Source organism: Bacillus sp. 491mf, assembly GCF_900112415.1.
Taxonomy (GTDB): domain Bacteria; phylum Bacillota; class Bacilli; order Bacillales; family Bacillaceae_G; genus Bacillus_A.
On record NZ_FOLV01000052.1, the window covers coordinates 1 to 22,054 of the forward strand.

The window sequence follows — 22,054 nt, forward strand, 5'->3', positions numbered from 1 at the left end:
GCACCATGCGGTGCAAAATGTTATCCGGTATTAGCCCCGGTTTCCCGGAGTTATCCCAGTCTTATAGGCAGGTTACCCACGTGTTACTCACCCGTCCGCCGCTAACTTCTTAAGAGCAAGCTCTTAATTGGTTCGCTCGACTTGCATGTATTAGGCACGCCGCCAGCGTTCATCCTGAGCCAGGATCAAACTCTCCAATAAAGTGTTTGTCTAGCATCATAAATAAAAATTGACGTTTCACGTTGTTTGTTTCGTTCAGTTTTCAAAGAACTTGTCCGTCGCTCATTTGCGACTTTCTCATGTTAACATCTTTGTTTTTCGATGTCAACATTGTTTTTTACTTCTTTTTTTCATTTCGCTTTCTGCTTTCGTGCATCAGCGACGTTTATTAATATAGCATGGTGATTTTCGAAATGCAACACCTTTTTTCAATATTTTTTATAAAAAGTGTCCATCATTCCTTTCTTGTACCATATACTAAAAATATCAGTTTATCTATTACATCAAATTACGGGGAGGAATACAAATTGGAACACTTCGATTTATTACTAAAGATAGGCCTCTCTGCTATTTTAGGATTTGCAATTGGTTTAGAACGTGAACTAAAACGAAAGCCGTTAGGTTTAAAAACTTGCTTAGTTATTTCTATAATAAGTTGTTTGCTTACTATTGTTTCAATTAAAGCAGCTTATAATCTACCGAGTTCTGTCTCAAACAGAATCACTATGGATCCCCTCCGCTTAGCAGCTCAAGTTGTATCAGGAATTGGTTTTTTAGGAGCAGGAGTTATTTTACGTAGAGGTAACGATAGTATCGCAGGTTTAACTACTGCTGCTATGATTTGGGGAGCATCAGGAATTGGCATCGCAGTGGGAGCTGGTTTTTATTTAGAAGCTATTTCTGGCATGTGTTTCCTTATGATTAGTGTAGAACTTATTCCTTTTGTTATGAATATTTTAGGCCCAAAATCCCTTAGGCAGCGCGACATTGCGGTGAATCTTGTCGTAAATAGTATGGAAAATATCCCTATCGTCATTGATGATATAAAAAAAATGGATATAAAAGTTAAAAATATGAAACTTAAAACATTAGAAAATGGGGCTCATTTTCTACAAATGAAACTCTCTGTTGATCAAAAAATACGTACAGCTAATGTATACTATGCAATTCAACAGCTTGATAGCGTCCAAAAAACCGAAGTAGAAAGTATCTAGGAACCGCCTCATGAATGAGGGGGTTTTTCTTTATTTCATAATGGCAACAATATAAACATCAGTGGGTGTTTTACATAACTATTATTGATGCGGGAGGAGCTACAAACATTGAATGCAAGAAGCAGTATTCTAGATACATTTCGCAATTCTATTATTTTACGACTAGTCACATTAATTACCTTATTCATTCTCTTCTTTGGATTTCTTATTCACAAATTAGAGCCCGTTCACTTTCAAACATGGTTCGACGGTATATGGTGGGCACTTGTCACAACATTTACTGTTGGATACGGCGATTACGTTCCTCATAGTGTACAAGGAAGAATTCTCGCAATTATTCTCATTTTGTTAGGAACCGGATTTGGTTCTTATTATATGGTTTCATTTGCTACCGAAATGATTAGTAAACAATATATGAAAATAAAAGGTGAGGAGGCCGCCTCTTGCCATGAACATATGATTGTTGTCGGCTGGAACGAACGAGTAAAACACGTAGTAAGCCAAATGCGCGTATTACAACCAAATCTTGATATCGTTCTTATAGATGAGACACTCCCTCTGCTGCCAAAATCATTTCATCATCTACAATTTATTAAGGGGTGTCCTCATCATGATCAAATTTTACTCAAAGCAAATATTCGTACTGCACATACTATTTTGATTACAGCTGACAAAGAAAAAAGCGAGAGTTCTGCTGATACGCAGTCTATTTTAACCATCTTAACGGCGAAAGGATTAAATCCAAATATATATTGTATTGTTGAAATGTTAACTTCGGATCAAATTCATAATGCGAAACGAGCCGGTGCGACAGAGATTATTGAAGGAAATAAATTAACGAGTTATGTATTTGCCGCTTCCTTATTATTTCCTTCGATTTCAGAAGTACTATTTACAATTTACAATGAAATTACTGCGAATAAATTACAGCTCCTGCACGTTCCAGAGCAATATGATGGTGAAACATTCGAATACTGTAACTGCGCTTTATTAAAACAAAATATACTCTTACTCGGTCTACAGCGTGACGAGCACTATCATATAAATCCTGTCCATTCATTTACTCTGAAAAAAACTGATTTACTGATTGTCATTAAACATTAAGAAGATATGCTTCCAATTCCCGAACTAAAGCTTTTCCAATATCAATATATTTTGCTTGAATATCTCCATCTGGATCTTTCGGTTCTGCAAACTGATCAAAAGACGTCATCCCTGCTGCAAATGTATTCACTTCATCATCTAATTCGTCTTGATACACATGCGAAAGAAGATACGGTGTATCAAGGCGAACGATAACTCCATTTACATCAAGCTCCCCTTCAACAGCTGTAAAGGGCAATCGTAAAAATTGATATCCTTCCTCTTCATCTATTTTATAATCGAAACAGCCTTTCTCATAATCCCAATTTCCACCGATTGTATAGCCAAGCGGCTTTAATGTTTCTTCCAATTGAAAAAGTACGAAAGTCTGGCCTTCTAACTTCGAATGAATTCGAATCAAATGGATCATCCTTTCTAATTTTTTTTAGCATACCCCATTCGCACTCCATATATCGGCGCTTTTTTCAATATATCGGCGGAAACACAGCATATATCGGCGACTTTTCTAATATATCGGCGCTTCGACATGATTTAAAGATTCCTCGACATGATTCGACGAAAATTCATCACAAAAAAAGCTATTGGGATGGTCCCAACAGCTTCACTTTTCTTATTGTCCAGCTACAGCGGCTAGAATGCTCGGTGGCTTCGCGCCTTCCTGCGAGGCAGAAAACGCCTCTACGTCAGGAGCTCCATCCACCTCCCATTCTAAACGAGCCGCTTCCGCTTTTCTTTGTCTAGCTACGCCTCCTAGGCCCTCCCGTCTAAGAACCTTCCGCACGAGAAAGTAAAAAACACTTTCTGTGCGAAAGAACCTTAGCCGATAGGCCTAAACAGTCGGCTCCGCTTTTCTTATTTCAAACGCTCTTCTAATTCTGCTTTTAGTTCTTCGAATCCTGGTTTTCCAAGCAACGCAAACATGTTTTTCTTGTATGCTTCTACGCCTGGTTGGTCGAATGGATTTACGCCTAGTAGGTAGCCGCTCATCGCACATGCTTTTTCGAAGAAGTATACAAGATAACCGAATGTATACTCATTTAATTCAGGAATGTTTATGATTAAGTTTGGTACGCCGCCATCGCTGTGTGCAAGTAATGTTCCTTCGTATGCTTTTGTGTTAACGAAGTCTACTGTTTCACCAGCAAGGTAGTTTAATCCATCTAAATCGTTCTCATCTAATTCAATTTTTAGTTCATGTGTAGATTTTCCTACTTTTAGAACTGTTTCAAATAGGTCACGACGTCCTTCTTGAATGTATTGACCTAAAGAATGAAGGTCAGTTGAGAAGTTTGCAGAAGCTGGGAAAATACCTTTTTGATCTTTCCCTTCACTTTCACCAAATAATTGTTTCCACCATTCAGAAAAATATTGAAGTGCTGGTTCGTAGTTCACAAGCATTTCAATTGTTTTTCCTTTATTATATAAAGCATTACGTACAACTGCATATTGGTAAGCTGGATTTTCTTCAAGCTCTGATTTTGCAAAATCATCATGACCTGCCGCTGCACCTTGCATCATTTCTTCAATATTTAAACCACTTACAGCAATCGGTAATAAACCAACTGGTGTTAATACAGAGAAACGGCCGCCAACATCATCTGGAATCACGAATGTTTCGTATCCTTCCTCATCGGCTAATGTTTTTAAAGCACCACGTGCTTTATCTGTTGTTGCATAAATGCGTTTACGCGCCTCTTCTTTTCCGTATTTCTCTTCTAATAACTTACGGAAAACACGGAATGCAATTGCAGGTTCTGTTGTTGTACCTGATTTGGAAATAACGTTAATCGAGAAGTCCTTACCTTCTAATACATCCATTAAATCTTTCATATAAGTGGAGCTAATGTTTTGTCCCACAAATAGCACTTGTGGAGTTTTACGCTGTTCTTTAGACAGTATATTGTAGAAGGAATGATTTAGCATTTCAATCGCTGCTCGTGCTCCTAAGTAAGAACCACCAATACCAACAACAAGTAAAATGTCAGAGTCATTTTTAATTTTCTCCGCACACTTTTGAATGCGAGAAAATTCTTCTTTATCGTATGCAAGGGGAAGTTCAATCCAACCTAAGAAATCGTTCCCTGCTCCTGTTTTTTCATGAATTGCATGATGTGATACTTTTACTGCATCACGTAAGTATGTTAGCTCGTGTTCATTAATGAACGATAATGCTTTTGAATAATCAAACGTTACATGTGTGCTCATTTTTTTTGCCTCCAATACAGTATGTATATGTATTTCTGTCTTCACTTTAGCGAAACCACCGTTGTAAATCAAGCGAACTACGAATTGTAAGCGTACTCATTTCGTTTTTTTTACAAAATTGTCATAACTCCTGTTTTTTCGATGAGAAATTAAATTTTTTTGTATAAGAAGGACAAAAGGTATCCATTCTATAAAGGAAGCTTGATTAAGCGAGTAAGCATAGCTCGTTTGTGCTTCATCATTTAAGGAGGGACTGCTTAAAATGAGTACATTACAACGCATCGCTTTAGTATTTACGATTATTGGCGCAGTAAACTGGGGACTCATTGGTTTCTTTCAATTCGATTTAGTAGCAGCTATCTTTGGCGGACAAGATACAGCACTTGCTCGAATTATCTACGGCATTGTAGGTATTTCAGGTTTAATTAACCTTGGTTTATTATTTAAACCTTCTGAAGAGCTTGGAACACACCCAGAAGCACGTCAAGTTCGATAACTTATGATATTATAAAACACACGTCTCCGCTTATTTATAAACAAGTGGAGATGTGCATACCTTCCGACATACGGACGTTTCTTTATTTCGATTACAATCTTAGTAAAAGAAACGTTTGATTACTTCATATCATAATGTAATACGAATAAAAGCAGGGAGCATAACTCCCTGCTTTTATTTTGTAATTTGCGATTCTTCAATCCACTCTGTTAACTTGTCTCGTAATGTGTTAAATCCATTTGCGGACAGATTTGGAATACGTACTTTCCCTTGTTTTCGCTTGGCAGCCTTCAATGACAAACTCATCTTTCCGTTCTTCTCATCAACTGAAAGTACCTTTACCTCCACTTCATCCCCAACTTTTAAAAAATCATGAATATCTTTTACATACCCATTTGTAATTTCAGATATGTGTACAAGTCCTTGCGTTTCTTCATCTAATGCAACGAATGCTCCGTAATCTTGAATCCCTGTTACTTTTCCCTTCACAACCACTCCAGTTGTATATTGATTTAACATAAGAAACACTCCCATATGTTTACCTTTTGTATTAGTAAATTATACCACCTAGTTGGGTTTCATTCAAAATTCATGAAAAAAATTCCTTAAAGATGTATAAATCTTCAAATACGGGGATAAAATACTAACACATGGCTTTCTAGTATTCCCCCCCTTTTATGGACAAAACGTATTACGTTTTGTCCTTTTTTCATTCTCTACAAACCGCTTCATACGTTTCATCGCTTCCATAAGCTGTTCAAGTGACGTTGCATACGAACAGCGAATAAATCCTTCTCCGCTCTCACCAAATACACTTCCAGGTACAACAGCGACTTTTTCTGCTAACAATAAACGTTCTGCAAATTCTGCTGAAGATAATCCCGTTGAACGAATCGAAGGAAAGACGTAAAATGCTCCGCCAGGCATATGACAATCTAATCCCATTTCATTAAATGAAGTTGTCATAAAGTTTCGGCGTTGTTTATAACTCTCACGCATCCGAATAACCTCTTGTTCTCCTGAGCGCAATGCTTCTAATGCTGCGAATTGAGACATCGTCGGCGCGCACATCATTGAATATTGATGAATTTTTAACATAATAGCCGCAAAATGCTTTGGAGCTGCAATTAAACCGAGGCGCCAGCCTGTCATCGCAAAGCCTTTTGAAAAACCAGAGATTAAAATCGTATGATCCCGCATATGTTTCACACTTGCAAAACTTGTGTATGTTTCATCGTAAACAAGCTCAGCATAAATCTCATCTGATAAAACAATTAAATTGTATTTCTCGACAATCACAGCAAGTTTCTCTAATTCTTCTTTATTTAAGAGCGTTCCAGTCGGATTGTTTGGAGAACATAATAAGATTGCTTTCGTATTCGATGTAATCGCCGATTCAATCTGCCTTGGCTGCACTTTAAATTCATCCTCTGAAGATGTAGACACAGGTACCGGTACTCCGCCCGCTAACGTAACAAGCGGTGCATACGATACAAAACTTGGTTCAATAATAATGACTTCATCACCAGGATTAACAATGGCGCGCATTGCCACATCTAACGCCTGACTCGCCCCAACTGTTACAATGATTTCTTCTTGCGGATCATAATCGACCGAAAATTGTTTGTGTAAATATTTTGAAATTTCTTCGCGCAGCTCTAATAACCCAGCATTCGCTGTATATGCTGTATATCCTTCTTCTAACGAACGAATACATGCTTGTCTTACATTCCAAGGCGTCACGAAGTCAGGCTCTCCAACACCTAATGAAATAACCCCTTTCATACCGGCAGCCAAATCAAAGAACTTACGAATACCGGATGGTTGTAAAGATTGTGCTACTTTTGATAGTTCAAATTTACTCATGGAGTCACCACAATTCGTTTATCATCATCTTTATTTTCATATATAATTCCCTCATGTTTATACTTTTTCAAAATAAAATGTGTTGTCGTTGATACGACAGATTCAATTGTCGCTAACTTCTCTGCTACAAACGTTGCCACTTCAGCCATCCCTTTTCCTTCTATTGTAATAGAAAGGTCATATGTCCCTGACATTAAATACACAGACTTCACTTCTGGATATCGATAAATTTGTTCCGCTACCGCATCAAACCCAACACCATGCTTCGGTGTAACTTTCACATCAATCATTGCCGTTAGACCTGTATGTTCTTTCACCTTTGTCCAATCAATCAGTGTTACATAATCGACAATCACTTTTTCTCTTTCTAATTTCTCAAGGATTGCTATTACTTCTTCTACATCTATGTTTAACATTTTGGCTAATGTTTCTTCAGATAATCGGCTACTTTTTTCAAGACAAGCTAACAATTCTAATTCTTTTTCTGTCATCACAATCTCCCTTTCCTTTTTGGATATTTCTAAATTATACAGACAGCTTTTCCGATTTGAAAAGAAGATTTTTTTAAGGAATTATGTGACAATACATTTAGAGAGGGGCTGGATCTATGAAACAAAGAGTCTACATTGCAGAAAAAGTGCCTAGATTTGTTGAAGAATATATTGGACAGCATTATGAATACGAGAAGTGGGATGGTAATGAAAAAATCCCGCGCCACATCTTATTAGAGAAAGTAAAAGATAAACAAGGACTATTAAATTTTGGGGCTATTATTGATGATGAACTACTCGAAGCAGCTCCGCAGTTGAAAGTAGTAAGTAACATTTCTGTCGGTTATGATAACTTCAATACCGAAGCCATGAAGCAAAGAAACGTAATCGGAACGAATACACCATACGTATTGGATGATACTGTCGCTGATCTTATCTTTGCGTTAATGTTATCGGCATCGCGCCGCGTTTGTGAACTCGATCGTTACGTAAAATCAGGAGAGTGGAATGGGGAAATTGGAAAAGAACATTTCGGATTAGATGTTCACCACCAAACAATCGGAATTATCGGTATGGGGCGCATCGGTGAAGTCGTTGCAAAACGCGCAAAATTCGGCTTCGATATGGATGTTTTATACTACAATCGAAGCCGAAAAGAAAAAGCAGAACAAGAACTCGGCGCAACATATTGCGAATTAGAAACGTTACTGCAAAGCGCAGATTTTATCGTTCTTCTCACACCATTAACAGAAGAAACATATCATCTAATTGGAGAAAAAGAATTTGATTTGATGAAAGAAACAGCTATTTTTATTAATGCATCCCGCGGGAAAACAGTAAATGAAACTGCATTAATTGAAGCATTGCAGCAAAAGAAAATCTTTGCGGCAGGCATTGATACATTTACACAAGAACCAATCGAAAAGGATAACCCATTGTTATCTTTACAAAATGCCGTAACGCTCCCTCACATTGGGTCGGCAACGTTAAAAACACGCCGGACTATGGCAATGACAGCAGCAAAAAATTTAGTAGCTGGACTGCAAGGGCATACACCGCCGAACGTTGTGAATGAACTAAAATAATGAGAAACAAACTGCCCCCAAAGGCACATAAGTACCTTTGGAGGCATTCCTTTTTCCCGTTATCGACCGTTCTTTTCAATATATCGGCGCTTTTCACGATATATCGACCACTTTTTATAATATATCAGCGCTTCGACACGATTTAAAGATTCTTCGACGATATTCAACATACTAGTAGTCGATTCATACTACTTTTTTAATAGGAATGTACAAGTCAACCTTAGCCTTCCCTTCTGGATCAGTTGCCGGGTTATTCATACAAAATTCAAGGCACGGTTTATCATCTGCATCGTACTCACTATTAGGGAGCCATTGTCCAAAAATGCTTTGATAAGCAAGAGCAAATTTATCGAGAGTATCATAAAACTGATACAAAGCATAAGTGCCGCCTTGCAAAGTTTTATATTGTATAACATCGTGATCTTCTTTGCGGAAGTCTTTCGGAATTGTTACGCATGCATCATAGCGACAAGCATATTCATCAACAAAATTAGGATCATCCAATGAAATTCCAATCGAATATTTTGTTTGATCAATTCCATGTTTATGTGCCCATTCTCCTAATTTCCCCCATGCATGAAAAGTTTCTAAATAGCTCCCAACGTGTCTCACATACGCTACTTCATAATCAGGTAATTCCTTAATCGTAATGTTCATAGTCCATATCCTCCTTAACAAGTTATTGTTGCTATCATTAGCGTAGCAAACGGAGGTGGACATCTCTTCTTGATTCTTGCTCATATATAACGAAATATTGCTATGATGAAAATTATTTTTCCTAACATCAGTAGGAACGACATGAAAGTGTTTTTTAAACAATGCATGAAATGTCGAGGCTGATTCAAAACCACAGAGACTGCTTATCTCTAATATTGATTTATTCGTTTCTGTTAAGTAGTATATCGATTTTTGAAGACGTTTTTTATTCACAAATGAAATTGGGGTTTCACCGATAATCGCTTTAAAAATCCGGCTAAAATGATACTTAGAAAAATGTGATACTTGGGCTAATGAATCAAGATCAATTTTTTCAGCGTAGTGGTCTTCAATATATCTTATAACCGTTTCCATTCGTGTTTGATAATCACTGTTCATTATGAACTCTCCTTTATTACAAAAAACTTTTTATTCCCCTATAAAAAATTCCGCATTACTACTGCTTTTCCTTCGCGGTCCTCTAGGATAATTCCTACCTAAAAAGGAGATGATATGAACAAAAAACAACGGAGTGATGAAGATGGAAAACGAAGTTCAACTCCCTCACTTCACCTTTTCTACAAGAGGGATGACGATTCATTATGAGCTCTACCAGTCTTTCAATGCCGAAGAAAGGCCAACATTTGTTTTAATTCACGGATTTCTCTCTTCAACATTTAGCTATCGGCGTCTCATTCCCCTTTTAACAAAGCAAGGGAACGTGATTGCTCTGGACCTACCGCCATTTGGAAAAAGCGATAAATCCTATCATTTCACATATTCTTACCAGAACCTCGCAACGATTGTCATTGAACTTATGGAACATTTACAGACAAAAAATGTTATTTTAGTAGGACATTCGATGGGGGGACAAATTGCGTTATATATAAACAAATTGCGGCCTGACTTCATTCAAAAGACGGTTCTTTTATGCAGTTCTAGTTATTTATCAAGAGCGAAACTGCCGCTTATCTATACTTCTTATTTACCGTTCTTTCATTTATACGTAAAGAATTGGATTGTAAGGCGAGGCATCATCCATAATTTAATGAATGTAGTTCACGATCACTCTTTAATCGATGAAGAAATGATGCAAGGTTATGCAGCGCCTTTTTATGATAATCGCATCTTTCCGGCACTAACCCGCATGATTCGAGATCGCGAAGGAGACTTAACGTCAAAAGAGTTACAAGCAATCACAACACCTACTTTGCTCATTTGGGGAGAAAAAGATCGTGTTGTTCCTATTGAAGTTGGACACCGTTTGCACAATGATTTGCCCTATTCACACTTTATTTCTTATGAAAACACAGGACATTTATTACCTGAAGAAAAACCAGAGCATGTATGCGAAGAGATTATGACCTTCCTAGCAAATTAAGAAAACAAAAGGCGGATATCAAAAAGTTCACATTCATAAACTTTTCGATATCCGCCTCTACAGAAAAAACTATAAACTACAGCTACCGCCGCCTTTTAATAATAACAATTGTTCTGCTAGCCATTGGCATTTTTCAATCGGTAACGTCCTATCAAATGATATTAAATAAACGTGCTGTATTTTTTTTGCGATATATTTTGCGTCATCAAATGTACTTACAATGTAGACGATGTCACTTGCTTCTGTTTCATAAAATTCCGCGCCCATTTGAAACGGATCCCACTGCTTCACAAAGTCTATCATCTTCTCATATGTTCCCATACGCTTCCCGCCTTTTTCTTATTTTCCACTTTTCTTTATCGTATCATATCAGCTATGCTAGAAGAAATGGAAGAACATTCAGTTTTTTTAGTTATTATTGAAAGGAGTAACAAATATGGGGAACTTTAACGAAATGATAAATCGCCGCGGAACAAACTCCGTTAAATGGGATACACATAAAAACGAGGAACTTCTTCATGCCTGGATTGCAGACATGGACTTCCCTGTTCCCTCACCAATTCAAGATGCTTTAACAAAACGTTTACAACACCCTATTTTCGGTTATAACACTACAAGTGAACAAGTAAAAGAAGCAATTTGTCATTGGGTACAAACACAATACAATTGGGTCATTGAAAAAGAATGGCTTGTCTTTAGCGCTGGCATCGTTCCTGCACTTAGTACTTCTGTGCAAGCTTTCACAGAACAAGCAGATTCCGTAATCGTGCAGCCGCCTGTATATCCGCCGTTTTTCGAAATGGTAACAGCGAATGGACGCCAAATACTCGCCAATCCATTACAGATCGAAAACGGCGTTTATAAAATGAACCTTAATCAGCTAGAACAACAATTTCAGCAAGGTGTAAAATTAATGCTTCTCTGTAGTCCGCACAATCCGATTGGGCGCGTATGGACAGAAGATGAGTTAACAAAACTCGGCAAGCTTTGCGAACTGTATGATGTGACCGTCGTTGCAGACGAAATTCATGCTGATATTATCTTCAAAGGACGTAAGCATATCCCACTTGCTTCTTTATCATCAAGCTTAGCGAAGCGAACTGTAACATGCATCGCGCCAAGTAAGACATTTAATATTGCCGGACTGCAAGCATCAGTCATTATTATTCCAAATGAAAAATTGCGAAATGCTTTTACGGGTGTACAAAATCGGCAAGGTTTTCATGGCTTAAACACATTCGCTTACGTAGCCATACAAAGTGCATACACAGAATGCACGGAATGGCTATCAGAGCTATTACATTATATAGAAGAAAATGCAAAATTCGCATGTGATTTTATTAAGAAACATATTCCAAATCTATCTGTCAGCGAGCCAGATGGTACGTTCTTACTTTGGATTGACTGCTCCAAGCTTGGACTCACACAAAGTGAACGAATGGAATTATTAGAGACAAAAGGTAAAATCATTGTAGAACCTGGAGAAAAATTCGGTGCTGGCGGTGATCATCATATTCGTTTAAATCTCGGCTGTCCGCGCTCCGTATTAGAAGATGCGCTCCGCCGCTTACAATGTGCATTTGCGTGTAATTCTAAGGAAAAGCTATCTATGTAACTTGAATATAAAAGAGCTGGAAATGTTCATTCCAGCTCTTTTATTTATCAGTTGTTTTGACTTTTATTGGTATCCAAACTTCTTCTTTTGCGTCCAAATCGTCCGGGCGATAATTATCATCCATAACTTCAAAATGCTCCCTTACATCTAAGCTATAGTTTGAATTCGGTAACCACTCTTGAAAAATATACTGGAATGTACTCAAATCAGAAGCTGTTCCTTGATGGATGAAAACAGCATATAAGCCGCCTGCTAGCGTATGTGTCGATAGTTCTGAAACAGTATCTGTTTCGAAATGTTCCACCTCAACAGCAGCCCATTTTTCATAACTATAGTTTATATCATTCAAATTTAAAGGAGTGTTTAACACCTTTACAGAAAGAAAACACGAGTTACTTCTGTAAGGGATACGATTTCTTAATGGCATAAATGTCTTCCATATCCCCATTGTAACTTCAGGATCTTTTGCAAAAGTTGTTTCTTTCCTAATTCCAACAATTTTTTTCGCTGGAATACTTATTATTTTAGGTTCCATTCTCTTCTTTCCTCTCATCATTACGATTTAACATAACTTCTAGCTATACTAGAAGTTCGATTAGGATTTATCCCGCTATTCGTGGGCAGTAATACTCCCACCTCAAAATTCAGCGAAAGCATTGTCCAGCTCTAGCGGCTAGAATCGCAGGCCGCTTCCGCTTTTCTTAAGAAGTTAAGTGGGGGATGAAGAAAACCCCCACTGATTAAAGTTTCACTTTATAGCTTCGTATGTATTCGAATTCCTTTTGCTTTCTCTTTTTCACCCTTCACACATACACTCAATTCATATGAGCCAGGTTTCGGTGCTTCAAAAGAAAGCAGACCTTCTTTTTTGGAAGTGATTTCTTCTTCCTGAATAACCTTATCACCTTTTATGACTTGCAATAAAATTGTACCTTCTTCAACGGATGCTTCATAAGGAATTTCCACATTTCCATTTTCAACTTTAATCGTTTGCACCTCGTGAGAACCTTGCAGAGAGCCAATTTTCAAAGTAGTTTCGCCGTTGTTTTGAACCTTTGTAACTTTTGTTGCTACATTGCATGCGCTTAACAATACAACAAGCGTAAGAATAAGAAGTGAACGTAATAATTTCATAGAATCCCCCTTTTGTGTATGTACATGTTCTATTATAAAGGGTTTTCAGATAATTGTTTCCAAAAATCAACTTAAGGATATACAAGCGAGGAAAATTAACCGTAATTTAGAAAATATATGACGTATATCCTTTCATGAAAATCCGCTGCTGCGCCAAACCAGAATCTGTATGATAATAGATTCATAAAATGTTCGACGCAGTAACGGCAATTAAAATTTTCCAAAGTCAAAAATTATAGCGAACACCGGAGACTTGCTCATAATTAGTTACTTTGTTCCTATTCATACAACTCCCTTTTTCTGTCTCAATTTTGATCGTCTCTTCCACAATGCGTACACTTACCACGCCGGCGATAATAGTAAGCAATGGCAGCAAGACCAAGTGCTACTCCCCATGGCACCCAGAAAATCATGGGTCCAATCGTTCCCCATATCTGACTGAGAAGGAGGATATCAGCTGGCATAAAGTGTAATATCACAGCAAGAAAATTAAAGGTAAAGACAAATCCAGCCGCAGTTACCGCAATGGCTACAATAGAAGCTGGAACTACCGCGAGCATGATAGGAACTCTTTTACCGCCAATGAATGGAAACCAACAGGGAAATATTTCACCCCATTTTTGAATCAAGCCAAGTGTAAGAATTCCTCCACCTACGCAAACAGACCCAAATACCCATTCTGTTATCTGTGCCATAGAATTAACCTTTGAAAAATCGTGAAAGAACTGCTGATCCACCCCTAAAGGGATATTAAGTGCCCACGCAAAACGTGTCAGGGCATAAGGAATAGGCGCAAGAGCCGCGATAATGGTTAGCCATCTTCCCCAGCGCACCAATAAGAATGTGTTTCCGTTCTCTGTCCGCCCGCAATATTCACAAGCATCACGGGTCCTACGTTGATATGCAATAGCAGTCAAGATCCAAAGCAGAGCACCTATAATACAAATAATCTGATTGAACATAATCCAGTTAAAAGCAAACTTAAATAAAAAGGCATAAGCCATAACTGCGATTAAGCTAATATCAGGAATAAAAAGAAGCAAGACAACAGCAAAACACCAAGCAAAAGTAAGGAATAGCCACCTAAGAAGAACACCTCTCCACATTTTTTGCATAGCTACACCAATCACTGTTCCTAATAAACAAAAAATCACAAAAATGAGGCCACCAGCTTTAGACGGAAGATAAGTAACCATAGCCGCAAACAAGTCCATTTCAGCATGTTTGAAGGGATACCCCGCCCCTCCAAGTAACCAGTAGAGCTGTACAACGCCGTAAAGCAGTGACCACCCCGCAGCGCCATATCCAATCCATAAGGGCCATCGTTTAAAGCCTTTTCCAATCTTTTCTTCAATTATCGGCGATGAAGTTTCCATTGAAATTCTCCTCTTTTCTTTACTATTTTAAATACCTACGAAACGAAACGAATGGGGTATTGGCACTTATTTATATTTCAAAATTCAACCCCACCATCATTCTAATCAGTGAAGATTAAAATAACGGTGGGGTCTAGTTTAAATTTCGTTTAACTTTTGTCAGGCGGGCTAATGTATGTACAGTGCTTATTTCGTTTACAGTCCAACTTTTTCATATAGATAAACGCGAGTGCCGTTCATCGAACTTGTTATTTTCCAGTCAAGATTCATTTCTTGGAGCATCAATGAAACAATCGATAAACCGATCCCGGCTCCTTTTTCATTAGAGATGCTATCCATTCCGGGGCCCTTGTCCTCAACAACAATAGCGATCCTTCCATCTAACTCTTCCAAACTTACACCAACATACCGTCCTGCTTTTGCGTGTCTAACAACGTTCTGGAATAGATTATCTAATATACGGGTAAACCAGTGCGGATCAACATTCCACATGAAAGCTTTTTCTGTCAAATGAACCTCTACTTCAAATCCTTCCTTTTCAAATACAGGAAACCACCCTGCAACGGAAGTCCGGGTTAAGCGGATAATATCTGTCTCCTTCTGTTGCAAAGTATATTTCCCCGCCGATAATAACGTGTAGGAAAGAAGATTTTCGAGCAATTGGCTAAGAGCATCTACCTTTCTTTCAATCAAGTGAAGCGATGCCTTCCCTTTAGGAGATAAAGTTTCCTTTTGCAATGAATAAGCATGCCCACGGATGGTGGTGAGCGGCGTCCGCAAATCATGTGATATATTAGCAATCAATTGTTTACGAAGAGCTTCCTCCTCCAGTTCACGTTTCCTACTGCTTTTCAACTCGTCAATCATATGATTGAATACCGACCCTAGTTGCGCGATTTCGTCCTTTTTACGAACGAGAATTTTCTTAGGAATGCCGTCCTTATCGACTTCGGCCATTGCGGTTTGTAGTTGAACGAGACGCCTGCGAATTTTCGAGAAAAATACCCAAGATGCAATTAAAAAAATTGCAAAGACAAGCACACTATATACTAGCAAAAACTTATCATCAATGAAGGAGAAACTGGGTGGTTGTGTAACGAAAAGAGGGACTTGAAAAACCATAAAGCCTTGGCTCTGATCACCGCCAATAAAGGCAACAATTGTGAACAGGTCATTATCAACATTTTCTTTCATAAACTTAGCGCTTTCCTGAAACGTCCATTGGTCAGGTATACTCTTTTTTTCGGGAAGCTTGATCTGTGTTTTTCCCGCGGCGTCAACCCAAAACATTGTCGCCATTGAATATCGTTCTTTTAACGAATGAATTCGTTTGTCCACTTGATCTGGTGACGCCCCGTCCAACTTTTCCGCCTCATCATTCCACATTTGTTCCAACTTTTTTGTATCTATATACTTGACTTTTTGTTGCATCTCCTTGTCTAGGGTATATTTCGGTAAATAATAAAGAGGTAAAACAAACGGCCATAAAACGAGCGCAGCCGTAATAAGCAACAAATATCTAACTAACAGCGAATGGCGGAATTTCATTGTTTCACCCTGTATCCAATACCGCGAATTGTCTCAATTATTTGTGGTTTACTTGACTCCTGCTCTATTTTTTCACGTAAATGGCGGATATGTACCATTAAGGTTTTATCTCCTTCGATATATGGATTTTCCCATACGGCCTCATAAATTTGTTCTTTTGTTAAAATTTGGTTTGGATGGCGGAGTAAATAGGTGAAAATTTGAAACTGCTTAGCCGTAAGTATGATATCACCATTCGATCTGGAATCCACAATGCGGTTCTCGTTCAAATAAATGCGGAGATGTGATAGTACAATGAGTGGGGCACATATCTTGTCAAACCGTCTGAGAAGCACTTCCACCCGTGCCGCGAGTTCATCGGGGTGAAAAGGCTTTGTCATATAATCATCCGCGAACTGCAGCCCTTGCAATTTATCATCAATCGATGATCTGGCGGATAGCATTAAAATAGGGGTCTTGGGAAATTCCTTTTTCAACCGCTGTCCAACTGAAAAACCATCCAATCCTGGAAGCATAATATCAAGGATTACTAGATCGATTTCCGCCATATGTTCAATAGCACCTTCGCCTGTGGTAATCCAAGTTACCTGATAACCCCGTTCAAATAAATCTTCACACACCCAAGCGCCAATTTCCTTATTGTCTTCAATATATAAAAGCTTCTTTTTCATGTAATCCCCTTTCTTAATCCGCTATCTTCTTCTCTTCTCTCTGAACCTTAAGGTGAGGGCCCTGCCGTTCATAAATTTCGGGATAAAATGGTAATATCGTATATTAATAGGTTATAAGAATACAAACTGAGGTATCAAGTAGTAAAACAAATATTTTCAGGTGATAAAATTATAAAGTAAAGCTTTCACGTTTGTTCTTCGGCGGCTACTTATCTTCGTAAACTTGTCCATACTTTAGCAGATGTCGCACGCGAATATGAGTCACCTTACACAAAGGATCAAATTTTATTGAAACACTTTGTGCCCGCATCCAAGAACTTGTATCGGTAATTTTAATATCAAAATATACAAAGGCCGCCGAGACTCTCCTGGCAGCCTTTAAAACGTGTGGTTTTCTTCATTTCCCTTTTTCCTTCTCTTTTTTTAGCTCCGAGGCTTTTTTCACAATTACACCGCATACCATTCGTTTCCCCGAATTTCCAGCTGGTTGTGTCATCCCATCGTCTGCATTTTCTGTAATAATAAGCGACGCACCGTCTTTTCTATTCATCGTTGTTTTTCCTTCTTTTAAAGCCACTTGCGGCGCCGTAATATTCACCTTAATCTTCCCTTCGCCATCCGCAATCACATTCGGCAAATCTCCGTTTTCAAATCCTTTTGGATTTAATAACCCATGCTTCTTGTTATTAGGATTAAAATGATTCCCGGCAGAAGTAAAGTCCGGCGCTTGGCATTGCCCTACTTCATGAATATGTAATCCGTGTACACCAGGTGTAAGCCCCTCTGCTTTAATCGAAATCTTTACTCCACTTGATTGCTGGGCAACCTTCGCCGTGCCTACTTGATCTCCAGAAGCATTATACAGCTTTACATCTATTTCTTTTGGGTTCTCTTTCGCACATCCAGCAAAGAGGATCGCTGCAAAACATCCCAATACGAGTTGCTTTTTCATCCGTGTTCCCTCCAAACTCATTCTGTTCTTATATTGTCCGAGCCTAGAAGGAAACATACAAAAGCTCCTGTACGAAAGACAATTTCAGCTAGCTAACTTTTATCATTTTCTCATAATCCGTTTTTCCATCTCTTTCAAATTTTTCGCTTCTCGCTCTGATGATTTAATAAACATACGCCACGTCGCAATTGCACCGATAATAAATAGTACACATACAATGGCAGGTATAATATATTCTGTCTTATCTTCTGGAAAGTATAAAGGCATCATAATTGATCACTCCTTTTGGTTTTACTATCTACAACCTTGCCTTTCCTCTACTAGCCTTACTCCACTCTATTCATCTGAACATTCTGTCATTTCACTGTAAATTATAAACTTCTACAGATTCACAAGCAACCTTACATAAAGTGAATTTCTAACAAATGATTTCTTTGACTCACCCCTTTATATTCCTTACTATAAAATTGAGGTGAAAAAATATGAACGAAACATTCCGAATCGGTGATGTTGTAACAGGGATTTATAAAACAGGGAAGTACATCGGAGAAATTACAAACGTTCGTCCGCAGCATTATCTTGTGAAAGTGCTCGCTGTTGTGAAACACCCTACGCAAGGCGACCTCCATAACGTAAAACAAGCTGACGTACCTTTTTTCCATGAACGCCGTGCCTTAGCATTTCGCGAACAAACGAATATCCCGCAGCCAATGGTGAAGCGTTATGATGGTGATGTGCCAGATTATAAAGAATCACTGCAAAAAGCATTAACAGAACAAATAAAGCAGTTGCAAGAAGACGATACTCCATTCGCGCAGCGCAGCTTACAAATGCTCGAACAATTACAACGTGATTATCAATTGTAAAAACAACAAAACGACCAAACTACAATTAAAATTGTAATTTGGTCGTTATTGTGCACTTACTCTTTTTAATACTTTTGAAAAGTCTACTAGCTCACCGAGTGTCGGCGGAGCTGGTTTTACTAAATATTGTTTATCTTTCTCCACAAGTTTAAAAATATTATATGTCGTCATCGCATCATCTAACGCACAATGATGCTTACCTGTCCCGACCTTTCCGTACGCTTCAATGGCTTTCCATAATCCGGTTTGATTTCGCTCTCCAAAAAAACGCTTATACTCTAATGATAAGTCACGACATTGTCCTGCAAATGGATAATGGATATTCGCTACTTCGCAATTTTTCTTCAGCACTTTCATATCCATATTCCCCCATGTCACAACTGTTGTAGCGCAACGTTTTTCATAGTTTGCTAATCGTTCAACAAGCATTTCAAATAAAATCCCATTGTCCACCGCTTCTTGCTGAATGCCTAAAAATGTTTTGCATCGCTCTGTTAATACCGAAAAAGTTGCTGGTTTTACATAAGAAGAATACGTATCAACTACAACATGATCCACAACTGAGACAATTCCTACTTCAATAATTTCTGGGAAAAATCCTTTTGGCTTTTTGCGATTTTGAGGCATTGTGAACTCAAAATCTAAAAATAAAAGTTGTTGTTCATCCATACGATCCCTTCCTTATAAAGTGAAACTTCCATCAGCGGAAGTTTTTTCGTTCCCCACTGATGGTTAGCTCGCAAATAGTGGAATTCATTCTTCCATATCCATCCAGTATACCATAACAACTAATGACGAACACTTTTGAATTTACAAATTTTAACACAGAGACCAAATCCAACTGAACATTCCACTTCATACATTCCATAAGATGTATCTTATATATATGTCAAATAGCAGCAAATATTTTCAAAAACAAGAAAATAGCTTAATTCATTTTTGCAGAAAATATGACAAAACAAGGGCTGTCATTTACATCATACATTTTTCTACTTTATAATGGCTTTAATTGTGTTTATTTCGCAATTGTATCAAATAATAAGAAAAACTACTGAGAGGAGATGAGATTTTTGCACGAAACAACACAAGAAATTGCAAATTGGCAATACTACTTTGCAATTGTGGTCTTTTTGGTTACATATGCCATTATCATTTCTGAAAAAATTAATCGTGCTGTCATCGCGCTGCTCGGTGCAGCCTTAATGGTCATTGTAGGCGTTGTTGATTTACACAACGCTTTTACAAAGCATATTGAATGGGGAACAATTACCTTACTTATCGGTATGATGATTTTAGTTAACATCACAAGTAAATCGGGAGTCTTTCAGTACGTTGCGATTAAATCCGCTAAGAAAGCAAAGGGAAATCCAATTCGCATTTTAATTATTCTTTCCTTACTGACTGCAGTTGGTTCTGCCTTTTTAGACAACGTGACAACTGTACTTCTCGTTGTACCAGTTACACTATCTATCACACGTATTTTACAAGTGAATCCTGTTCCATATTTACTATCAGAAATTATTTTCTCAAATATCGGAGGAACAGCTACACTTATTGGTGACCCGCCAAACATTATGATTGGCTCATCAAACAAACATTTAGATTTTAATGCCTTTTTAGTAAACTTAGCTCCAATTGTAATTATTATTATCGCTGTAACAGCGGTTATGTTGTACTTCATATACAGAAAACAATTGGTAGCTGATCCAATTCAAATTAAAAAATTAATGAGTTTAAATGAAAAGCAATATATTAAAGATCCATTGCTGATGAAAAAATCGTTAACAGTACTTGGTCTTACAATCGTCGGCTTTATGACGCATTCTATTTTTCACATTGATGCAGCAGTTATCGCCTTAACAGGAGCAACGGTATTAATGTTAATCGGCGTGAAAGAACATGAAATTGAAGATGTATTTGCACATGTAGAATGGGTTACGATATTCTTTTTTGCTGGTTTATTCGTTCTCGTTGGTGGTCTTATTGATATCGGTTTAATTAAGTCGTTAGCACAGCAAGTATTAAGCATAACTGGCGGTGATATTTCCTATGCTTCTGTACTTATTTTATGGGTATCCGGTATCGCTTCTGCAACGATTGATAACATCCCATTCGTTGCAACAATGATTCCACTTATTAACGATATGGCAGTTGGACTTGGCTTAACACCATCCGATGCACAAGTTGATGTACTTTGGTGGGCATTAGCACTCGGTGCTTGTTTAGGCGGAAACGGAACATTAATCGGGGCATCTGCAAACGTAATTGTTGCAGGTATCGCAAACCGTGAAGGACATGGCTTTAGCTATATGGAATTCTTAAAAGTCGGTTTCCCAATTACCATTGTTTCATTAATCATTTCGAACATTTACATTTATTTACGTTACTTAATGTAACAAAAAAACGGAAGGGGGAGCCCCTTCCGTTTTTTCGTTCTTTCAATATCTCGGTTCATTGTTTCGGATTACAAATAAATGAATCGGAAGAAAAATAGAACATGTAATCACATGCAAAACCGTATATAGCACTGCATTTGTTGTATATCTTTCCAATAACAAATATACGATATAAACCCCTACCACCAATATGAGAAGTGAGGATATGAACCCTAAAAACGGAATCCATCTAATAATAAAACAAGCTACATATACACCGAATAGTTTCCAACCTGATTGCGGCTGCATAAATTGCGGTAATTTCTTCCCAATTAAATCTCCCCATATTTTAGAGTTTAAAAATGGAATAAATGCAAAGAAAGAATCTTCGCGCTCATCCGCTTTTGCCATGTTATATAGCGCAAATCCTGTTAACAAATAAGCAGCCACTGCCCAAATTAAAGCAATGATAATAAAAATAAGTCCTAACGCTAAAAATCCAGCGATAATCCCATCATTCGATACACCGTCTATTACAATTTGGTCATCCATTTTAATACCCCCTTCTGTCTTAGTTCCATTCTTTTTCTATATATTCGCCACGGAAAGTATTAAGAAGCGAATATAATTTTTTTTATCCCGCATTAACGGGCAGTAATACTCCCACCTCAAAATTCAGCAAAAGCATTGTCCAGCTCCAGCGGCTAGAATCTCCGGTCGTTTCGCCCCCTCGGACGAGGCAAAAAGCGCCTCTCTGTCAGGGGCGTGGGCGTCCTGCGATTCTGAGCAAGCCGCTTCCGCTTTTCTGAAGAAGTTAGGTGGGAGATAAACTGCCCGTAAAAGCCCGATTGGTTCAACTAATAATCAGTGGGGGATGAAAAACCCCCCCACTGATTAAAGTTTCACTTTATCTATGCTACACTTAAATTGAAAAATATGAATGTGGAGTGAGCCTTATGCATCCTTTTACCGTAAGCTT

25 protein-coding genes and 1 rRNA gene are annotated in these 22,054 nt (G+C 38.0%); 8 read left to right on the forward strand and 18 right to left on the reverse strand.

Annotated elements, in window-relative coordinates; all coding sequences use genetic code 11:
* Positions 1–201, reverse strand: a 16S ribosomal RNA gene (locus tag BM211_RS23565); the annotation flags it as partial.
* A 326-nt stretch (positions 202–527) separates the two neighbouring features.
* Between BM211_RS23565 and BM211_RS23570 the strand changes: the two genes are divergently transcribed.
* Entirely contained in the window at positions 528–1,214 is a 687-nt protein-coding gene (locus BM211_RS23570) for an MgtC/SapB family protein (RefSeq protein WP_035433260.1), read from the forward strand.
* 108 nt (positions 1,215–1,322) lie between these two features.
* Positions 1,323–2,318, forward strand: coding sequence for an ion channel (locus BM211_RS23575; protein WP_035433262.1), 996 nt, complete (start codon positions 1,323–1,325; stop codon positions 2,316–2,318).
* Here BM211_RS23575 and BM211_RS23580 read toward each other — a convergent pair.
* From BM211_RS23580 to BM211_RS23585, 3 genes are all read right to left on the reverse strand, one after another.
* The gene (locus BM211_RS23580; RefSeq protein WP_090999878.1) at positions 2,308–2,718 is read right to left on the reverse strand and encodes a YugN-like family protein; all 411 of its coding nucleotides are present in this window, start codon (positions 2,716–2,718) and stop codon (positions 2,308–2,310) included. The two genes, BM211_RS23575 and BM211_RS23580, sit on opposite strands and share 11 nt — an antisense overlap.
* A gap of 210 nt (positions 2,719–2,928) precedes the next feature.
* Positions 2,929–3,099: a hypothetical protein gene (locus BM211_RS26875; protein ID WP_218160824.1), complete on the reverse strand. Its 171-nt coding sequence runs from the start codon at positions 3,097–3,099 to the stop codon at positions 2,929–2,931.
* A gap of 71 nt (positions 3,100–3,170) precedes the next feature.
* The gene (locus BM211_RS23585; protein WP_035433267.1) at positions 3,171–4,523 is read right to left on the reverse strand and encodes a glucose-6-phosphate isomerase; all 1,353 of its coding nucleotides are present in this window, start codon (positions 4,521–4,523) and stop codon (positions 3,171–3,173) included.
* A 262-nt stretch (positions 4,524–4,785) separates the two neighbouring features.
* On the opposite strand from BM211_RS23585, the gene BM211_RS23590 reads away from it, so the two are divergent.
* Positions 4,786–5,019 carry a DUF378 domain-containing protein gene (locus tag BM211_RS23590; RefSeq protein ID WP_035433268.1) on the forward strand — a complete coding sequence of 78 codons (234 nt, stop codon included), beginning with the start codon at positions 4,786–4,788 and terminating at the stop codon, positions 5,017–5,019.
* Positions 5,020–5,193: 174 nt separating this feature from the next.
* Here BM211_RS23590 and yugI read toward each other — a convergent pair whose 3' ends face one another.
* From yugI to BM211_RS23605, 3 genes are all read right to left on the reverse strand, one after another.
* Entirely contained in the window at positions 5,194–5,538 is a 345-nt protein-coding gene (gene yugI, locus BM211_RS23595; protein WP_035433269.1) for a S1 domain-containing post-transcriptional regulator GSP13, read from the reverse strand.
* Between the two features lie 156 nt (positions 5,539–5,694).
* Positions 5,695–6,885 carry an aminotransferase gene (locus tag BM211_RS23600; RefSeq protein ID WP_090999880.1) on the reverse strand — a complete coding sequence of 397 codons (1,191 nt, stop codon included), beginning with the start codon at positions 6,883–6,885 and terminating at the stop codon, positions 5,695–5,697.
* The gene (locus BM211_RS23605; protein ID WP_035433273.1) at positions 6,882–7,379 is read right to left on the reverse strand and encodes an Lrp/AsnC family transcriptional regulator; all 498 of its coding nucleotides are present in this window, start codon (positions 7,377–7,379) and stop codon (positions 6,882–6,884) included. Before BM211_RS23605 ends, BM211_RS23600 begins: the two co-directional genes overlap by 4 nt.
* A gap of 113 nt (positions 7,380–7,492) precedes the next feature.
* Here BM211_RS23605 and BM211_RS23610 point away from each other — a divergent pair, with 113 nt between their 5' ends.
* Positions 7,493–8,461 (forward strand): 2-hydroxyacid dehydrogenase, encoded by a 969-nt coding sequence (locus BM211_RS23610; RefSeq protein WP_090999884.1) that lies wholly within the window; start codon positions 7,493–7,495, stop codon positions 8,459–8,461.
* A gap of 183 nt (positions 8,462–8,644) precedes the next feature.
* Here the strand turns inward: BM211_RS23610 and BM211_RS23615 are convergent, their stop codons facing one another.
* Positions 8,645–9,556: an AraC family transcriptional regulator gene (locus BM211_RS23615; RefSeq protein WP_090999886.1), complete on the reverse strand. Its 912-nt coding sequence runs from the start codon at positions 9,554–9,556 to the stop codon at positions 8,645–8,647.
* 142 nt (positions 9,557–9,698) lie between these two features.
* Here BM211_RS23615 and BM211_RS23620 point away from each other — a divergent pair, with 142 nt between their 5' ends.
* Positions 9,699–10,538, forward strand: coding sequence for an alpha/beta fold hydrolase (locus tag BM211_RS23620; RefSeq protein WP_035433278.1), 840 nt, complete (start codon positions 9,699–9,701; stop codon positions 10,536–10,538).
* 69 nt (positions 10,539–10,607) lie between these two features.
* Here BM211_RS23620 and BM211_RS23625 read toward each other — a convergent pair whose 3' ends face one another.
* Positions 10,608–10,859 (reverse strand): DUF1871 family protein, encoded by a 252-nt coding sequence (locus BM211_RS23625; RefSeq protein WP_035433281.1) that lies wholly within the window; start codon positions 10,857–10,859, stop codon positions 10,608–10,610.
* A 115-nt stretch (positions 10,860–10,974) separates the two neighbouring features.
* Between BM211_RS23625 and BM211_RS23630 the strand changes: the two genes are divergently transcribed.
* Positions 10,975–12,153 carry a MalY/PatB family protein gene (locus BM211_RS23630; protein ID WP_035433284.1) on the forward strand — a complete coding sequence of 393 codons (1,179 nt, stop codon included), beginning with the start codon at positions 10,975–10,977 and terminating at the stop codon, positions 12,151–12,153.
* A gap of 40 nt (positions 12,154–12,193) precedes the next feature.
* Here the strand turns inward: BM211_RS23630 and BM211_RS23635 are convergent, their stop codons facing one another.
* From BM211_RS23635 to BM211_RS26605, 7 genes are all read right to left on the reverse strand, one after another.
* Positions 12,194–12,688 (reverse strand): GyrI-like domain-containing protein, encoded by a 495-nt coding sequence (locus tag BM211_RS23635; protein WP_035433286.1) that lies wholly within the window; start codon positions 12,686–12,688, stop codon positions 12,194–12,196.
* Positions 12,689–12,906: 218 nt separating this feature from the next.
* On the reverse strand, positions 12,907–13,287 hold the full coding sequence (locus tag BM211_RS23640; RefSeq protein WP_035433288.1) for a hypothetical protein: 381 nt from the start codon (positions 13,285–13,287) through the stop codon (positions 12,907–12,909).
* 305 nt (positions 13,288–13,592) lie between these two features.
* Positions 13,593–14,663 (reverse strand): hypothetical protein, encoded by a 1,071-nt coding sequence (locus BM211_RS23645; RefSeq protein ID WP_051957308.1) that lies wholly within the window; start codon positions 14,661–14,663, stop codon positions 13,593–13,595.
* Between the two features lie 195 nt (positions 14,664–14,858).
* Positions 14,859–16,211 carry a HAMP domain-containing sensor histidine kinase gene (locus BM211_RS23650; protein ID WP_090999887.1) on the reverse strand — a complete coding sequence of 451 codons (1,353 nt, stop codon included), beginning with the start codon at positions 16,209–16,211 and terminating at the stop codon, positions 14,859–14,861.
* A complete protein-coding gene (locus tag BM211_RS23655) occupies positions 16,208–16,882 on the reverse strand; it encodes a response regulator transcription factor (RefSeq protein WP_035433291.1) in 675 nt (224 codons plus the stop codon). The genes BM211_RS23650 and BM211_RS23655 overlap by 4 nt, the downstream gene beginning before the upstream one ends.
* A 397-nt stretch (positions 16,883–17,279) precedes the next feature.
* Positions 17,280–17,834 carry a superoxide dismutase family protein gene (locus tag BM211_RS23660; RefSeq protein ID WP_035433294.1) on the reverse strand — a complete coding sequence of 185 codons (555 nt, stop codon included), beginning with the start codon at positions 17,832–17,834 and terminating at the stop codon, positions 17,280–17,282.
* A 102-nt stretch (positions 17,835–17,936) separates the two neighbouring features.
* Positions 17,937–18,104 (reverse strand): hypothetical protein, encoded by a 168-nt coding sequence (locus tag BM211_RS26605; RefSeq protein ID WP_177206990.1) that lies wholly within the window; start codon positions 18,102–18,104, stop codon positions 17,937–17,939.
* Positions 18,105–18,316: 212 nt separating this feature from the next.
* Here BM211_RS26605 and BM211_RS23665 point away from each other — a divergent pair, with 212 nt between their 5' ends.
* Positions 18,317–18,700: a kinase-associated lipoprotein KapB gene (locus tag BM211_RS23665; RefSeq protein WP_035433295.1), complete on the forward strand. Its 384-nt coding sequence runs from the start codon at positions 18,317–18,319 to the stop codon at positions 18,698–18,700.
* A 45-nt stretch (positions 18,701–18,745) separates the two neighbouring features.
* Here the strand turns inward: BM211_RS23665 and kapD are convergent, their stop codons facing one another.
* Complete coding sequence (kapD, locus tag BM211_RS23670; RefSeq protein ID WP_090999888.1) at positions 18,746–19,369, reverse strand: 3'-5' exonuclease KapD; 624 nt, start codon at positions 19,367–19,369, stop codon at positions 18,746–18,748.
* A gap of 401 nt (positions 19,370–19,770) precedes the next feature.
* Between kapD and BM211_RS23675 the strand changes: the two genes are divergently transcribed.
* The gene (locus BM211_RS23675; RefSeq protein ID WP_141771692.1) at positions 19,771–21,096 is read left to right on the forward strand and encodes an ArsB/NhaD family transporter; all 1,326 of its coding nucleotides are present in this window, start codon (positions 19,771–19,773) and stop codon (positions 21,094–21,096) included.
* A 42-nt stretch (positions 21,097–21,138) separates the two neighbouring features.
* Here BM211_RS23675 and BM211_RS23680 read toward each other — a convergent pair whose 3' ends face one another.
* Positions 21,139–21,627 (reverse strand): hypothetical protein, encoded by a 489-nt coding sequence (locus BM211_RS23680; RefSeq protein ID WP_090999892.1) that lies wholly within the window; start codon positions 21,625–21,627, stop codon positions 21,139–21,141.
* Between the last annotated feature and the right edge of the window lie 427 nt (positions 21,628–22,054).

Bases quoted from the DNA above. Each gene is read 5' to 3' on its own strand.
- BM211_RS23665 (WP_035433295.1), top strand. From the start codon at position 18,317: ATGAACGAAACATTCCGAATCGGTGATGTTGTAACAGGGATTTATAAA.
- BM211_RS23655 (WP_035433291.1), bottom strand. From the start codon at position 16,882: ATGAAAAAGAAGCTTTTATATATTGAAGACAATAAGGAAATTGGCGCT.
- BM211_RS26605 (WP_177206990.1), bottom strand. From the start codon at position 18,104: ATGATGCCTTTATACTTTCCAGAAGATAAGACAGAATATATTATACCT.
- yugI (WP_035433269.1), bottom strand. From the start codon at position 5,538: ATGTTAAATCAATATACAACTGGAGTGGTTGTGAAGGGAAAAGTAACA.
- BM211_RS23590 (WP_035433268.1), top strand. From the start codon at position 4,786: ATGAGTACATTACAACGCATCGCTTTAGTATTTACGATTATTGGCGCA.
- BM211_RS23645 (WP_051957308.1), bottom strand. From the start codon at position 14,663: ATGGAAACTTCATCGCCGATAATTGAAGAAAAGATTGGAAAAGGCTTT.
- BM211_RS23615 (WP_090999886.1), bottom strand. From the start codon at position 9,556: ATGAACAGTGATTATCAAACACGAATGGAAACGGTTATAAGATATATT.
- BM211_RS23630 (WP_035433284.1), top strand. From the start codon at position 10,975: ATGGGGAACTTTAACGAAATGATAAATCGCCGCGGAACAAACTCCGTT.
- BM211_RS23640 (WP_035433288.1), bottom strand. From the start codon at position 13,287: ATGAAATTATTACGTTCACTTCTTATTCTTACGCTTGTTGTATTGTTA.
- BM211_RS23625 (WP_035433281.1), bottom strand. From the start codon at position 10,859: ATGGGAACATATGAGAAGATGATAGACTTTGTGAAGCAGTGGGATCCG.
- BM211_RS23585 (WP_035433267.1), bottom strand. From the start codon at position 4,523: ATGAGCACACATGTAACGTTTGATTATTCAAAAGCATTATCGTTCATT.
- BM211_RS23600 (WP_090999880.1), bottom strand. From the start codon at position 6,885: ATGAGTAAATTTGAACTATCAAAAGTAGCACAATCTTTACAACCATCC.
- BM211_RS23620 (WP_035433278.1), top strand. From the start codon at position 9,699: ATGGAAAACGAAGTTCAACTCCCTCACTTCACCTTTTCTACAAGAGGG.
- BM211_RS23610 (WP_090999884.1), top strand. From the start codon at position 7,493: ATGAAACAAAGAGTCTACATTGCAGAAAAAGTGCCTAGATTTGTTGAA.
- BM211_RS23650 (WP_090999887.1), bottom strand. From the start codon at position 16,211: ATGAAATTCCGCCATTCGCTGTTAGTTAGATATTTGTTGCTTATTACG.
- kapD (WP_090999888.1), bottom strand. From the start codon at position 19,369: ATGGATGAACAACAACTTTTATTTTTAGATTTTGAGTTCACAATGCCT.
- BM211_RS23660 (WP_035433294.1), bottom strand. From the start codon at position 17,834: ATGAAAAAGCAACTCGTATTGGGATGTTTTGCAGCGATCCTCTTTGCT.
- BM211_RS23635 (WP_035433286.1), bottom strand. From the start codon at position 12,688: ATGGAACCTAAAATAATAAGTATTCCAGCGAAAAAAATTGTTGGAATT.
- BM211_RS23680 (WP_090999892.1), bottom strand. From the start codon at position 21,627: ATGGATGACCAAATTGTAATAGACGGTGTATCGAATGATGGGATTATC.